14 protein-coding genes, 1 tRNA gene and 1 other annotated feature are annotated in these 13,652 nt (G+C 45.2%); all 15 genes read right to left on the bottom strand.

The features are described from left to right. Positions 1-17 precede the first annotated feature (17 nt). The 15 genes from leuB to M3204_RS05120 all read right to left on the bottom strand — a co-directional run bounded on the left by leuB (position 18) and on the right by M3204_RS05120 (position 13,373). The gene (leuB, locus tag M3204_RS05190) at positions 18-1,130 is read right to left on the bottom strand and encodes a 3-isopropylmalate dehydrogenase (RefSeq protein ID WP_251479255.1); all 1,113 of its coding nucleotides are present in this window, start codon (positions 1,128-1,130) and stop codon (positions 18-20) included. Positions 1,131-1,176: 46 nt separating this feature from the next. Further along, positions 1,177-2,715 carry a 2-isopropylmalate synthase gene (locus M3204_RS05185; protein ID WP_251479253.1) on the bottom strand — a complete coding sequence of 513 codons (1,539 nt, stop codon included), beginning with the start codon at positions 2,713-2,715 and terminating at the stop codon, positions 1,177-1,179. Beyond that, a complete protein-coding gene (ilvC, locus tag M3204_RS05180; RefSeq protein WP_251479251.1) occupies positions 2,702-3,724 on the bottom strand; it encodes a ketol-acid reductoisomerase in 1,023 nt (340 codons plus the stop codon). The genes M3204_RS05185 and ilvC overlap by 14 nt, the downstream gene beginning before the upstream one ends. 48 nt (positions 3,725-3,772) lie before the next feature. After that, positions 3,773-4,288 (bottom strand): acetolactate synthase small subunit, encoded by a 516-nt coding sequence (gene ilvN / locus M3204_RS05175; RefSeq protein ID WP_251479249.1) that lies wholly within the window; start codon positions 4,286-4,288, stop codon positions 3,773-3,775. Continuing rightward, positions 4,285-5,994 carry an acetolactate synthase large subunit gene (gene ilvB, locus M3204_RS05170; RefSeq protein WP_251479247.1) on the bottom strand — a complete coding sequence of 570 codons (1,710 nt, stop codon included), beginning with the start codon at positions 5,992-5,994 and terminating at the stop codon, positions 4,285-4,287. Before ilvB ends, ilvN begins: the two co-directional genes overlap by 4 nt. Positions 5,995-6,096: 102 nt before the next feature. Then, positions 6,097-6,351: a binding site (T-box leader), on the bottom strand. Between the two features lie 9 nt (positions 6,352-6,360). Next, entirely contained in the window at positions 6,361-7,263 is a 903-nt protein-coding gene (gene ilvE, locus M3204_RS05165; protein ID WP_251479245.1) for a branched-chain-amino-acid transaminase, read from the bottom strand. Positions 7,264-7,645: 382 nt separating this feature from the next. Continuing rightward, positions 7,646-7,722 (bottom strand) — tRNA-Arg (locus M3204_RS05160). Between the two features lie 121 nt (positions 7,723-7,843). Beyond that, on the bottom strand, positions 7,844-8,368 hold the full coding sequence (locus M3204_RS05155; RefSeq protein ID WP_251479243.1) for a metallophosphoesterase: 525 nt from the start codon (positions 8,366-8,368) through the stop codon (positions 7,844-7,846). Then, positions 8,361-8,966, bottom strand: coding sequence for an XTP/dITP diphosphatase (locus tag M3204_RS05150; protein WP_251479241.1), 606 nt, complete (start codon positions 8,964-8,966; stop codon positions 8,361-8,363). Before M3204_RS05150 ends, M3204_RS05155 begins: the two co-directional genes overlap by 8 nt. 12 nt (positions 8,967-8,978) lie before the next feature. Continuing rightward, positions 8,979-9,734, bottom strand: a complete 756-nt coding sequence (gene rph / locus M3204_RS05145; protein ID WP_251479904.1) for a ribonuclease PH — start codon at positions 9,732-9,734, stop codon at positions 8,979-8,981. Between the two features lie 133 nt (positions 9,735-9,867). Continuing rightward, positions 9,868-10,938, bottom strand: coding sequence for a GerMN domain-containing protein (locus M3204_RS05140; protein WP_251479239.1), 1,071 nt, complete (start codon positions 10,936-10,938; stop codon positions 9,868-9,870). A gap of 124 nt (positions 10,939-11,062) precedes the next feature. Further along, positions 11,063-11,860, bottom strand: a complete 798-nt coding sequence (racE, locus tag M3204_RS05135) for a glutamate racemase (RefSeq protein WP_285856913.1) — start codon at positions 11,858-11,860, stop codon at positions 11,063-11,065. Positions 11,861-11,870: 10 nt separating this feature from the next. Next, positions 11,871-12,329, bottom strand: a complete 459-nt coding sequence (locus tag M3204_RS05130; protein ID WP_251479235.1) for a MarR family winged helix-turn-helix transcriptional regulator — start codon at positions 12,327-12,329, stop codon at positions 11,871-11,873. A 209-nt stretch (positions 12,330-12,538) separates the two neighbouring features. Beyond that, entirely contained in the window at positions 12,539-12,763 is a 225-nt protein-coding gene (gerE, locus tag M3204_RS05125) for a spore germination transcription factor GerE (RefSeq protein ID WP_019154738.1), read from the bottom strand. Positions 12,764-12,908: 145 nt separating this feature from the next. Further along, positions 12,909-13,373, bottom strand: a complete 465-nt coding sequence (locus M3204_RS05120; protein ID WP_251479233.1) for an acyl-CoA thioesterase — start codon at positions 13,371-13,373, stop codon at positions 12,909-12,911. Between the last annotated feature and the right edge of the window lie 279 nt (positions 13,374-13,652).

Genomic DNA, 13,652 nt, shown 5'->3' with positions numbered 1-13,652 from the left:
TGAATCTCCAGTTTTAATTAAGCATAGGCGCTCATGATATTCAGGATTGCTTCGTTATCCATAAGCGCTGCTTTGATCTCCTCTACCATTGCTTCAGTTGTGATAGTAACATTACCAAAGTCGGCAATATCACGAGTCCTGCTGCCTGAATCCAGCACCTGCTTTACGGCATTTTCGACAGCCTCAGCCTCCTCTGCCATACCGAAGGACATCCTTAACATCATTGCTGCCGAAAGGATCATCGCGATTGGATTTGCAGCGTTCTGCCCTGCAATATCAGGAGCTGACCCGTGAATCGGTTCATAAAGATATGGCCCTTCAACCGCTACGCTCGCAGATGGCAGCATGCCAAGTGATCCGGTCAGCACAGATGCTTCATCGCTTAAAATATCACCAAACATATTCTCGGTGACAACCACATCAAACTGGCGCGGATTCTTGATCAGCTGCATCGCCGCATTATCGACGAGCATATGCTCAAGATGTACACCAGGAAAGTCCTTTGCTACTTCCTCTGCCGTTTCACGCCACATTCGGCTTGATTCCAAAACATTCGCTTTATCCACTGATGTCACTTTGCTCCTTCGGCCAGATGCCAATTCGAACGCATAGCGGATGACTCTTTCAATCTCTTTTTTCTGGTAGAATAATGTATCGACTACAGAAGCCTCCCCTTTTTGCATTGACCTCTCGCTTGGCTTCCCAAAGTACAAGCCTCCAGTCAATTCCCTGACAACGACCATATCTGCACCTTCAATGACTTCCTTACGAAGAGGGGAAACGCCTGAAATACTAGAATAGTATTGTACCGGGCGGACATTAGCATACAAGCCAAGATCCTTCCTGATTTTCAGCAGACCTTTTTCGGGGCGAAGATGTCCTGGAAGCCGATCCCATTTTGGACCTCCCACGGCCCCTAAAAGGACCGCGTCGCTTTCTTTGCAAAGGTCGAATGTGTGCTGAGGCAGCGGCGTTCCGTATTCATCGATTGCTCCTCCGCCAATGTCGCCATATGCAAAATGAAATTTATGTCCAAAAAGCTCACCTACGGCCTGGAGGATGCTGACCGCCCCCCTGCTTACTTCTTTGCCTACGCCATCGCCTGGCAGGACTGCGATCCTTTTCTCCATATCCTTCGCCTCCAATTTTTTAGTGGTTTTGTTGTTTGTATCCAGACTAACCGTTGACTGCTATTTTCTTTGTTTCTTCTATATATAGGACTCTATTGACTGCATTCAGGTAAGCCTTTGCCGATGCTTCAAGCACATCCTGGGCAAGGCCTCTTCCCCTCGTCTCGATGCCGCCAAACTCTAGTTTCACATATACCTGGGCGAGAGCATCCCTTCCGGCTCCAACAGACTGAATCCGGTAATCAAGCAAACTGGCAGATTCCTTCAAGCATTTTTCAAGCGTATTATATAAAGCTTCGATACTTCCGGAACCTGTTGAGGCCTCTTGGATGATCTCATTTTGACACCCGTAAAGGGTTACTGTCGCAGTTGGCACCTGGTTCGTTCCGTACTGGACCTGGATGGAATTAAGCCGGTAATATTGCTGTTCCTTTGAAAGCTTCTCCTCCAAAATGATTGCAGCCAAATCCTCGTCTGTCATTTCCTTTTTGCGGTCGGCCAGTTCCTTGAATACAGAGAATAGATGGTTAATATCCTGCTCTGGCACCGTAAGTCCTATCTCATTCAGACGATTGCGGAAGGCGTGCCGTCCAGAATGCTTTCCAAGAACCATTGAGTTATTCTGCAGGCCGACGAGCTCGGGAGAAATGATTTCATATGTTGTTTTCTCTTTCAGTACGCCATCCTGATGAATCCCAGATTCATGGGCAAATGCATTACGGCCAACTACAGCTTTATTTGCCGGGACAGCCATTCCGGTAAGCTTGCTGACTAAGCTGCTTGTTCTGCTGATTTCCTTAAGATTCATCCTCGTCTCTGCTTGATAAAAATCTTTACGGATATGAAGGGCTACAGCGAATTCTTCCAAAGCCGCATTTCCTGCCCTTTCGCCTATCCCGTTAATCGTTCCTTCGACCTGGGATGCACCAGCTGACACCGCAGCAAGCGAGTTGGCAATGGCCATTCCCAGATCGTCATGACAGTGAGCCGAAAGTTCAACTTTACTAATAGAAGGAACATGATCATGCAAGTATTTAAAAATGCTGCCGTATTCCACCGGCGAGATATAGCCGACAGTGTCAGGAATATTGATGACCTTCGCCCCTGCTTTGATCACCTCTTCAACGATTTCTGCAAGGAAATCAAGTTCGGTCCTGCATGCATCCTCAGCCGACCACTGGATGACAGGGAATTTTGCGGCTGCATATTTCACTGTCCTTACTGCTGTTTCAAGCACTTCAGCCTTTGTCTGCTTTAACTTGTGCACCCTGTGGATGGGAGACGTTGCGATAAACAGATGCAGTCGCGGTTCTGCCCCGTATCTAAGCGCCTCCCAGGCCGCATCAATATCTGTCAGTACCGAGCGTGCCAGTCCTGTCACTGAACAATCTTTGATTTCACGCGAGATTTCCGCTACTGAAGCAAAGTCTCCTTTTGAAGCAGCAGGAAATCCAGCTTCAATAATATCGACGTTCAGCCTCTCTAGCTGTTTTGCAATTTCCAGTTTTTCCGAGAAGTTCAAATTGACCCCGGCCGATTGCTCTCCATCTCTCAAAGTCGTGTCAAAGATTTTAATTTTTTGCACTGGCAGCCACTTCTCTCTGCTTTTGTTTATTGACAAAAGGCATCATCTTTCTCAGTTCTCTTCCTACCACCTCAATTTGGTGTCGGTTTTCTTTTTCATTAGTTGCGTTGAATACAGGCCTGTTTGCCTCATTTTCTGCAATCCAGCCTTTTGCGAATGTGCCCTCTTGAATATCTGTCAACACTCTTTTCATTTCTTGTTTTACTTGGTCATTGACGACTCTCGGACCGCTGACGAAATCTCCCCATTGTGCTGTGTCCGAAATGGAATAGCGCATTCCTTCAAGTCCGCCTTCGTACATTAAATCGACAATTAGCTTCAGTTCGTGCATCGTTTCAAAATAGGCCAATTCTGGCTGATAGCCCGCTTCCACAAGTGTTTCAAAGCCTGCTTTTACAAGTGAAGTCAACCCGCCGCATAGCACTGCCTGCTCGCCGAACAAATCCGTCTCGGTTTCTTCTTTGAAGGTCGTTTCCAGTGCCCCCGCTCTTAAAGCGCCGATTGCTTTCGCATATGCAAGCGCCAGTTCTCTTGCCTCTCCCGAAACATCCTGGTGGACCGCAAATAACGCTGGCACGCCGGCTCCTTCCTCATAGGTCCTTCTGACAAGATGCCCTGGTCCCTTTGGAGCGACAAGCAATACATCACAATTTTCAGGAGGTACGATCTGGTTAAAGTGGACATTAAAACCGTGGGCGAACATGACAGCCTGGTTCGTCAGCTGGGGTTCGATCTCGTTTTTGTATACAGCTGTCTGGCGTTCATCAGGCAAGAGGATCATGACAACATCTGATGTAGCCACCGCTTCAGCAACAGCTTTAACTTCGAACCCATCTTGTACGGCGTTATCCCATGACTTACCCGGCCTCAAACCGACGACAACCTCCACGCCGCTGTCCCGAAGATTCTGTGCATGTGCATGGCCCTGTGAGCCGTAACCCACGACCGCCACTCTTTTCCCGTTAAAATAAGCCTCATTCGCGTCACCGTTATAATACATTTTTGCCATGTTCCCTCTCCCTTTCTAAAAGAAAATTTATTTTTAATAGAATCTATATCAAACAAATGAAAATGCTTTTTGCTGGCTGACACGCTGGTTTCCTCTAGGAAACGCGGTTGTTCCAGTCCGGGCCATTTCCTTTATCCCATAAGGTTTGATTAAGTCGATGAAAGCCTCAATCTTTTCCGTTTCACCTGTCAATTGGATAATGATGCTATCCTTGCTTACATCTATCACGGAAGCCCGGAATGGCTCGATGATCGAGTAAATTTCTGAACGGTTATGAGGCAGGACAGGTACTTTTACAAGAACAAGTTCACGGGCGACAATCGCCTGGTCACTTATATCAGCAACCTTGAGGACATCGATCTGTTTGTTCAGTTGTTTTGTAATTTGCTCGACCATCCTGTCATTTTCCACATGGATTACGCATGTCATTCGCGAAACTCCCTCTTGCTCGGTAAGCCCTACTGAAATGCTCTCGATATTATAATTCCTTTTTGTAAACAAATTCGTAATCCTGTTCAATACTCCCGGCCGATTCAACACTGTCATTGTTATGATTCTTTTCATTTCTTCACTCCCACCATTTCGTGGATTCCTTTACCTGTAGCAATCATCGGATACACATTTTCTTCACCATCGACCCTGAAATCGAGCAGCACTGGCTCATTGTCATTCAGCACCTCGTTCAAGATCGCATGTGCTTCTGCTTCAGTGTGGATTTCATAACCTTTTATGCCATAGGCATCTGCCAGTTTTACAAATGATGGCTGTACCGGGTTTTTGCTATGGGAATATCGGGCATCATAAAAGATTTCCTGCCACTGCCTTACCATCCCGAGCGCCTTATTATTGAAAATGGCAATTTTGATTGGAAGCTGATATTCTGCTATGACCGCCAATTCCTGAGTGGACATTTGGAATCCGCCATCCCCAAGTACCGCCACTACACAAGCTGATGGATCTGCGAACTGAGCGCCTATGCTTGCCGGGAGCCCAAAGCCCATTGTCCCGAGCCCACCTGAGGTAACCCAGCGGTCAGCTGTCTTGAATTGGTAATATTGTGCAGCCCACATTTGATGCTGGCCGACATCGGTGACGACAATTGCTTCACCTGCTGTTTTTTCAAAAAGAAGCTCCATGACCTTTTGCGGTTTAAGAAGATCCGTATTTTCATAGTGATATGGATAATCCCGCTTCCACGATGTTATCGTTTCTTTCCACTCATCTTGTTCCGGCGGATTGCCTACCTGCCTGATCAATTGCCGCAGCGCTTCACCTGCATCACCTACTACCGGAATGTGAGTCGGTACGTTTTTTCCGATTTCGGCTGGATCGATATCGATATGAGCCACTGTTGCATTTGGAGCAAAATGCTTTAAGTTGCCGGTCAGCCGGTCATCAAACCTGGCCCCTATATTAATCAATAAGTCACATTGATGGAGCGCCATATTCGCTGCATAACAGCCATGCATCCCCGCCATTCCGAGAAACAGTTCATGCCCTGCAGGAAAGCCGCCCAATCCTAGAAGCGTGTGGACAATGTGAAGCTTCTGCTGCTCTGCATATTCCTTTAATAAGGTCGACGCTTTGGCGTGGAGGACGCCTGCTCCGGCGAGAATTACCGGCCGCTTCGCCCTGCTGACTGCTTCTGCGAGCTTTCTCACCTGGAGAAAATTCGGCTCAGTGGTCGGCTGGTAGCCAGGCAGGAAAATATCCTGCTCAGCAGGCTCCTCCGACACTGCCGCTGCCAGATCCTTCGGAAAATCAATCACTACCGGTCCGGGCCTGCCGCTAGTCGCGATATAAAAGGCTTCCTTGATCACTCTTGGAATATCTTTCGTATCCCGGATTTGATAGTTGTATTTCGTAATAGGAGTTGTGATTCCGAGTATGTCAGCTTCCTGGAAGGCATCTGTGCCAATTACCCCTGTCGCTACCTGGCCTGTGAATACTACGAGCGGCAATGAATCCATCATCGCATCCGCAAGTCCTGTAATAATGTTGGTCGCTCCCGGTCCAGATGTGGCAATCACAACTCCCGGCTTGCCGCTGATCCTCGCATAGCCCTCGGCAGCATGGATTCCTCCCTGTTCATGCCTTGGCAGGACGTGAAGAATTTTAGAATCATAGAGTTTGTCATAGATCGGAAGGACAGCACCTCCTGGATAACCAAAAATGACTTCGACGTTTTCCTTCTCCAAAGCTTTAAGCAGCAAGTCCGCACCGCTTAATTCACTGGTTTTAGCCTTCGTTTCCTTCAAGGCAGCTTCCATTTATCGAACCTCCCATTTTTTAATGCATGGCGCATGGCCAATCTGACGCTTTTTTCAAAATAAAAAAGCCTGCTCCATCTCCATATGCCCGGGCTTACCAGGCAAAGGGATGGAATAGGCTTTATCTCCTGTTCCACGGTACCACCCTTCTTCACGCGATTACACGTGCACTCGTGGCAGCTGCTGCTGCCGGCTTTTGATAACGAGTGCCAATCACTCGACCAGTTTTACTAGGGTTCCTTTCAAACTGGCGCTCCAGGGTGAGTTCATTCAATGCGGCATCACCGGTTCTCAGCTATCCCGGCTCTCTGTCCATGCTGATCGCAAAAAATTACTTGTCCCTGTCTTCGCTTTCTCTTTATTCAATTAGCTGACTTGATGAGCTTTTTTTGGATATACCTGAACTCCTTCGGCGACGACTCTTGCCCTGAACTCACGCAAAATATTTTGTGTGTGGCTCCCTGGCACTCCTTCCCCTATCACTCTTCCGTCTACTTTTACTACCGCAATCACTTCTGCGGCAGTGCCAGTTAGGAAAACTTCATCCGCTGTGTAAACATCATGACGGGTAAACGGTTCCTCCTTTACCTCATATCCAAGATTTTTCGCTATTTCGATGACTGCATTCCTGGTGATTCCTTCTAACGCCCCTACATACCCCGGCGGTGTCATGAATACATTCCCGCTGACGATAAATACGTTATCAGCGGATCCTTCTGCAACATAACCCTGGTCGTTCAGCATCAGTGCCTCACTGACGTTTGCCAGATGGGCTTCAATCCTTACCAGGACATTATTTAAGTAGTTCAGTGATTTTACTTTAGGGCTCAAGACGTCCGGCCTGTTCCTTCTTGTCGCGACAGTCACGATTTCGAGACCTCGTTCATATAATTCTTTTGGAAAAATAGCCAGTGGTTCAACAATGATGACCACATTCGCGTTGGGGCACTTATAAGGATCCAATCCCAGGTCCCCAACACCTCTGGACACAACGATTCGGATATAAGCATCTCGCAATTGATTCCGTTCCACTGTTTCTACAACCAGGTCAGTGAACTCATCCTTAGAGTGTGGCATATTCAGCATGATCGATTTTGCTGACCGATAGAGTCGGTCCATATGTTCTTCCAGCCTGAAAATGTTGCCGCTGTATACCCGTACCCCTTCAAAAATACCGTCTCCGTATAAAAAACCATGATCATATACCGAAACCTTAGCATTTTCCTTGGTGACAAACTCACCGTTTAAGTAAATCCATTGATCGGGCACAATTTAACACTCCTTTAACGATTAGACGCTTTAAATTAATAAAATTAAGGTTTAAAAAAATACAATTTTATTCAATTTATAATTGATATAAAACTGTCTTTCATTTTGGCGGGGTGCCAACTTGTTTTTTTTATTTGAGGATTATCTTACGCCCCTATTTAACTCTCGTCAACAGCTTTTTTCCAAATTATTTGATAATTTAGATTAGTTTGTTTATTTGTATACGCTTACATTGTTGATATATTCACATTTATAAAAAACAAAAAAAAACAAAAAAAATAAAAAAAATGTTCTTCTTATTCGCGTTTTAGACGATCAGGATTTTAAGGAAACAAAAAAAACTCACCTTTCGAAAAAGGTGAGTTAAGGTATGTAGTTTAAATGGCGTCCCAGGAGAGATTCGAACTCCCGACCGCACGCTTAGAAGGCGTGTGCTCTATCCAGCTGAGCTACTGGGACATGAATGTTTTTTAAAGACAAGATTTATTATATTAGCCAAATAACTAAAAGTCAATAAAATAATTCATTCTTTTTTTGAGGGAAGTCGGTAAACTCCCCTCAGAAAAATATTATAGTTGTTTTATTGTGTTTTGTGAAGCGAAAATTCCTGCCTTAATCCGGTCATTTCTCCATGGCCATAGTCATAGATCTGCAATGTTGCTTTTTCCTCGTCCAGTTCAAGGATTGCATAGGTCCTTTCGGCCCTGCCACGTGGAAGCCGGATGCTGCCCGGATTGATAAACAGGACATCGTCTACCATTTCTGCACCGAGAATATGTGAATGCCCGAAACAAACGATATCAGCCTGCAATTCTTTTGCCTTGTAAAATAAATTCACCAGGGTTGTCTTTACTGAATATAAATGCCCATGGGTGACAAAGAATTTCACGCCATTTATCACATGCGTGTCATCCTCAGGAAATTTGCCATAGAAATCACAATTACCTTTAACGGACCTGAAATTTTTAATGGCAGCAGCATCTTCTTCAAGTTCGGAATCCCCACAATGAATCATCAATTCCACTTCATTTCCATGGAGTTTTTCGATCCCCTCCAATAGTTCCGTTGAACCATGGCTGTCACTGACTATCAAAACCTTACTCATGGCGATCTTCCCGCTCCTCGAGCACTACTTCCAGTTTTCTGATAGCATTTGCCCTGTGGCTGATCTTGTTCTTAGCTTCAGATGGCAGTTCAGCCATCGCCTTCCCTTCTGCTTCTACAAAAAAGATTGGATCATAGCCAAAGCCATTGGACCCTCTCCGTTCTCGCAGGATCCTGCCTTCGCATGTTCCAAAGACGGTCAGCGTCTCCATGCCAGGCTCCGCCATAGCCAAGGCGCAACAAAATCTGGCAGTACGCTCGTTTTCTGGCACATTCTGAAGCTCTTCAAGAACTTTGTCGATGTTCGCCTCATCATTTTTTTCGCTTCCGGCATAACGTGCCGAATAAACGCCCGGCCGCCCTTCCAATGCATCTACCTCTAGGCCGGAATCATCCGCAATTACTCGTACGCCAAGAACATTCGCGATTGTCTCCGCTTTTAGTACCGCATTCTCCTCGAACGTTGTTCCAGTTTCCTCAACGTCTTCAAGCTCAGGATAATCGAGAAGTGTCCTTACCGCCAGTCCCTTTGGCAAAAACAGCTTTTCAAATTCCTTGGCTTTCCCTTTATTTTTTGTAGCGATTATGACTGTGTCCATTTGAGATCTCCCCTATCTCTTTTTTGCAGCCTCAATCTTCGCTGCCAATTCCTCGCCGAGAGCTTCCTTCTGCATTTCAAAAAGTTCTGCGATGCCTTCTTGCGCCGCCTTTAATAGCTCCTGCAGCTGGCTGTATGAAAAAGTTGCTTCTTCTCCAGTACCCTGAAGCTCAACGAATTCACCATTGCCTGTCATTACGACATTCATATCAACATGGGCTGCGGAATCCTCTACATAATTCAAATCTACCACAGCCTGGCCGCTTTCCAATATCCCAACACTTGTAGCCGCAAGAAAATCATTCACAGGAAATGCAGATAGCTTTTTTTGTTTGCTAAGCTTGTAAAGCGCCTGTGCCATTGCCACATAAGCACCAGTAATCGAAGCAGTGCGAGTGCCTCCATCGGCCTGGATAACATCACAATCGATCCAAACCGTCCGTTCCCCAATCGCCGCTAAATTGACTACTGCCCTCAGTGCCCTGCCGATCAAGCGCTGGATTTCCATCGTCCTTCCGGAAATTTTTCCCTTTGCTGCTTCCCTGATATTCCTTTGCTCGGTCGCTCGCGGCAGCATCGAGTATTCCGCCGTGATCCAGCCTTTTCCTTCACCGCGCATGAAAGGAGGTACTCTGTCCTCTATGCTGGCTGTGCAGATTACTTTTGTATCGCCAACCGAGATCAATACAGAGCCTTCTGGATGCTTCAAATAATCAGTCTCAATATGTATTGGTCTTAACTGTAAGGGTTCACGCCCGTCAAATCGCATTTTCATTAAGCCCTCCTTAGCATTATGAAAGGCAGACGCATGATTTGTATCTGCCCGTTTGCCACAATAAATAAGAGGCAGCCAGATGCCTGCCTCTTTACATGTCTTTAATTAGTATACCAAAATCTTGCTATTAAAAACTACCAGTGTTAACTTTTTCAGGTCTTGTTACTGGTTCGGAAAGCTTCTCGCCTTTCTCTGTCACCACGTCCGTTTCCCCTTTTACAGTAAGAGCTACACTTTCCACGCCAGTCTGCTCAGTCAATGACAGCACAAGGGAGTTAAGAACATGCTCTGAAACCATTTTTTCTTCAAAGCTGCCATAAATCGATTCGTTAAAGTTCAACGTAACCTTTCCTCCCTCAAGCTTAGGAGCATCGAGCAGCTTTACATCAGGCTGGAATTCTGATAAAAGATTTGAAGCAAAGGCAGGCCCTTCGACCAGCTCGTTCACAATAGCAGTGATGTTATCTTTAAAGTCATTGCTGACACGGCGGGTTACTGGCACATAATAATATGCGCCTTCTTCACCGCCAATATAATAGACTGTCAACGCTTTTGTATTTGTAATGTCCACCACGTCTGAGTTATCCATATTAATGCCGTCAGCACGGCTAAGTTCTTCCCCTACCGGAGTGCCATTCACAGGCATCTCTTCAAGCGGTGTGCCATTCATCTGCAGTTTAACATCATTAACTGAGTCAAATTGCGTAAGCGTCCATGTCACAGCCTGCAAAATCTTTTTCTCATCTTCTTTTTTATAGTTTGCAAATTCCTTAGAGAAATCAACTGTAGCCGTTCCATCCTTGATGTTAACCGTCATTTGCGTATCAGCTGGAAGGACAGCCCGGAAGCCATTCGGAAGCATCTCCTGGACTGGTCCATCTGCAACTAGATACATAAGAGCCTGCTTGGCGACGCTCTCAGTTTTAGGGAGCTCCATAGCCTGTGATACAACATAACCATTTTTGTCGATCAAATACAGTTCTGTCTGGATTGTAGTTTCAACTGCTTCCTTTCCATCCTGCTTCGTTTCTGAAGAGACATTCTCATCCGCTGCTTTCCCATCTTCCATTAAGGTGACATCCTGCGGCGGATCAATTTTCTTCTTCTCCTCGCCTCCGAACAGCCCGCAGCCTGACAGGAAAACGGTAGTTGCCAATGTTGCTGCAGTAACAATCACAGCCTTTTTATTTTTTGACATATAAATCCCTCCAAAGACAGTTTGTACTATCATGTATACGAGCCTTTGGATATTTTAGACCGTCTTTGTAAAGTTTTTTTAACCTATTATTAAAACAAAAGACCTCCAATCCTGGAGGTCTGCCTTACCCTAATTTAATTTTCTCGACACCAACGATCGGCATCTCAAGCCACTGTGAAGCGATGCTGGAAAAAATCGTCCTGGAGCCGGTGATATAAAACGAATGCTCAGGCAGTTCATCCCGGTCCGCAAACACATCGTTATGGCCAAGGATTGTGCTGACCTCGCGCGCGGTTTCCTCTCCAGAGCTGATCACCTTGACTTCATTGCCCATGACCTCTTTGATTAAAGGCTCAAGCAGGGGATAGTGCGTGCATCCGAGTATCAGCGTATCCAGTCCGCGATTGCGCAGCGGCTCCAAAGTTTCGGTTACTACCTTCCTAGCAAGGGTGCCATTGTATTCCCCACTTTCAACAAGCGGTACAAACTTGGGGCATGCGAGAGCCTCAACCGCTGTTTTGCGGTTGATGGATTTCAGTGCATGTTCATATGCACGGCTTTTTACAGTGCCTTCTGTTCCAATGATGCCTATTCTATAATTGTCCGTAACCTTGATTGCAGTCCTCGCGCCAGGCTGAATGACTCCAAGAACAGGAATCGACAGTTCATTCCTGATTTCATCAAGTACGACAGCTGTTGCTGTATTGCATGCAATCACAAGCATTTTAATATTCTTATCAAGCAGGAATCGGGTCATTTCCCAGGTGAATCTTTTTACTTCCTCCACAGGCCTCGGCCCATATGGACAGCGCGCAGTATCACCTACATAAATGATCTGTTCGTAAGGCAGCTGCCGCATGACTTCTTTGGCAACTGTTAACCCGCCCACACCTGAATCAATGATTCCTATTGGTTGGTTCAAAAAACTCGCCTCATTCTCCACGCATTTCATGATGTAATTTCGATAAATTATTCTTCAGTGAGAGAATTTCCTCTCCGGAAAAATCTTTCAATACTTCCTGAAGATATAATTGGCGTTTCTTGATCACCTCATCAATGATCCTTTCGCCTTCTGTAAGAAGATGAATACGAACAACCCGCCTGTCATTCGGATCCTTTACCCTGACAACAAGTTCATTTTTCTCCATGCGGTCAACAAGGTCTGTTGTCGTGCTGCAAGCCAGGAACATTTTGTTCGACAATTCGCCGATTGTCATATCCCCATCCTCAAACAGCCATTGCAAAGCAACGAACTGGGGAGGTGTAATCGTGTAATTGCTAAGAAGCTCACGGCCCTTTTGCTTTATGATTCCCGATATGTACCTTAAATCTTTCTCGATATCAGCAACCGTCTCCAGCTCCTGATTGTTTTCGATCCCTTCAAGTTTCATCCGTAACAACTCCTAAAATAATTGCGTTCGCCAATTTATCTACCATAAAACTTGATTTACAAGCTGACATGACATTTTATACTATTGCCCTTATTTTCTACTTTTTTCGAGCAAATTTCAAGACAGAATTCATATTTAGGTATTGGCGGCATTGTTTTAACCCCATATAAACATCTTAACCGGCCTCCCAATAGGTCGGCCGGTCTAGATTAAAGTTCTAGCTCTCCCATACGCAGGAGCTCTACAACAGCTTGGGAACGCCCCTTTACACCAAGCTTTTGCATGGCGTTTGAAATATGGTTCCGAACCGTTTTTTCGCTGATAAATAATTCACTAGCGATCTCTTTTGTTGTTTTATCTTGTACTAACAGTTCGAAAACTTCTCTTTCGCGTTTAGTGAGTAATGGCTTGTGAGTATATTCATTTTCCTTCAAGTATTGTAACCCTCCTTGCCTTCGCCAGCTGTGAACTGCGGGGTGGGTATAAATTTAGTCAACATATCTTATGTGAAGGAAAGAATTGAAGTGACAACATTTAAAGGACTTCGTGCTGTTTTTTCATAATTTATTCCAAACCTTATTAAACTGCTGATTTTTTGCTTTTCGAAAACAAGTATCTCATGTCCTCCGTCCAAGCTGCTCCCTTGCCGGTTTTCTTGGAAATTTGCACGATCGTTCCCCGGCCAGCCAGGCAAATGGAACCATCAGATTTTTTTGCCATGTAATGTAAATCGACTGAGGAATTGCCGATCGTATCAGCTTTCACATAAATCTTCAAGTCTTCATCAAAAAATATCTGGCTTAAATAATCACACTGCAGGTCGGCAACCACAGGAATCGTTTCATTTTCCGGCTTGACCCAATCCTGCATGAATCCCTGGCTCTTGAAATATTCAATCCTCGCTTGCTCAAAATAAGTAAATGGTACAGTGTTATTTAAATGGCCGAACATATCTGTTTCAGAAAATCTAACTTTCACTTTATAAAAAAACTCAAACTCCTCTTCCCAGCTTGTGATTTCTTCAACGTATCCCATTTTCTTCATGATGTTACCTCCTGAAAAAATGAATGAACATTCATTGTTTTCTTTATTATAAATATATTTAATTAAATTTAAAATAAAAAGCGGCTATTTTAAATTCAAAAAAAAACAAAAGTACTTTGAGTGCCTATAAATTCAAAGAACAAAAAGCGCAAGCGCCTCGTTCAGCCTTGACAAGCGCTGGAGGGCCGACCGGTGAAGTCGTTCTTTGACTTCATTGGGCGGACCGAAGCGACTCGAGGGGCTAGGCGCTGGAGCTGGATTAAGAAGACTACATATAGT

The organism is Mesobacillus subterraneus (assembly GCF_023715485.1).
GTDB classification, from domain to species: Bacteria; Bacillota; Bacilli; order Bacillales; family Cytobacillaceae; genus Mesobacillus; species Mesobacillus subterraneus_B.
Note: the sequence above shows the minus strand (reverse complement) of the source record. Positions and strands in the feature narration are given on the sequence as shown.

Excerpts from the sequence above, each read along its gene's own strand:
- leuB (WP_251479255.1), bottom strand. The coding sequence starts at position 1,130 with ATGGAGAAAAGGATCGCAGTCCTGCCAGGCGATGGCGTAGGCAAAGAA.
- ilvC (WP_251479251.1), bottom strand. The coding sequence starts at position 3,724 with ATGGCAAAAATGTATTATAACGGTGACGCGAATGAGGCTTATTTTAAC.
- ilvN (WP_251479249.1), bottom strand. The coding sequence starts at position 4,288 with ATGAAAAGAATCATAACAATGACAGTGTTGAATCGGCCGGGAGTATTG.
- ilvB (WP_251479247.1), bottom strand. The coding sequence starts at position 5,994 with ATGGAAGCTGCCTTGAAGGAAACGAAGGCTAAAACCAGTGAATTAAGC.
- M3204_RS05155 (WP_251479243.1), bottom strand. The coding sequence starts at position 8,368 with ATGAGTAAGGTTTTGATAGTCAGTGACAGCCATGGTTCAACGGAACTA.
- M3204_RS05150 (WP_251479241.1), bottom strand. The coding sequence starts at position 8,966 with ATGGACACAGTCATAATCGCTACAAAAAATAAAGGGAAAGCCAAGGAA.
- rph (WP_251479904.1), bottom strand. The coding sequence starts at position 9,734 with ATGCGATTTGACGGGCGTGAACCCTTACAGTTAAGACCAATACATATT.
- M3204_RS05140 (WP_251479239.1), bottom strand. The coding sequence starts at position 10,938 with ATGTCAAAAAATAAAAAGGCTGTGATTGTTACTGCAGCAACATTGGCA.
- M3204_RS05130 (WP_251479235.1), bottom strand. The coding sequence starts at position 12,329 with ATGAAACTTGAAGGGATCGAAAACAATCAGGAGCTGGAGACGGTTGCT.
- M3204_RS05120 (WP_251479233.1), bottom strand. The coding sequence starts at position 13,373 with ATGAAGAAAATGGGATACGTTGAAGAAATCACAAGCTGGGAAGAGGAG.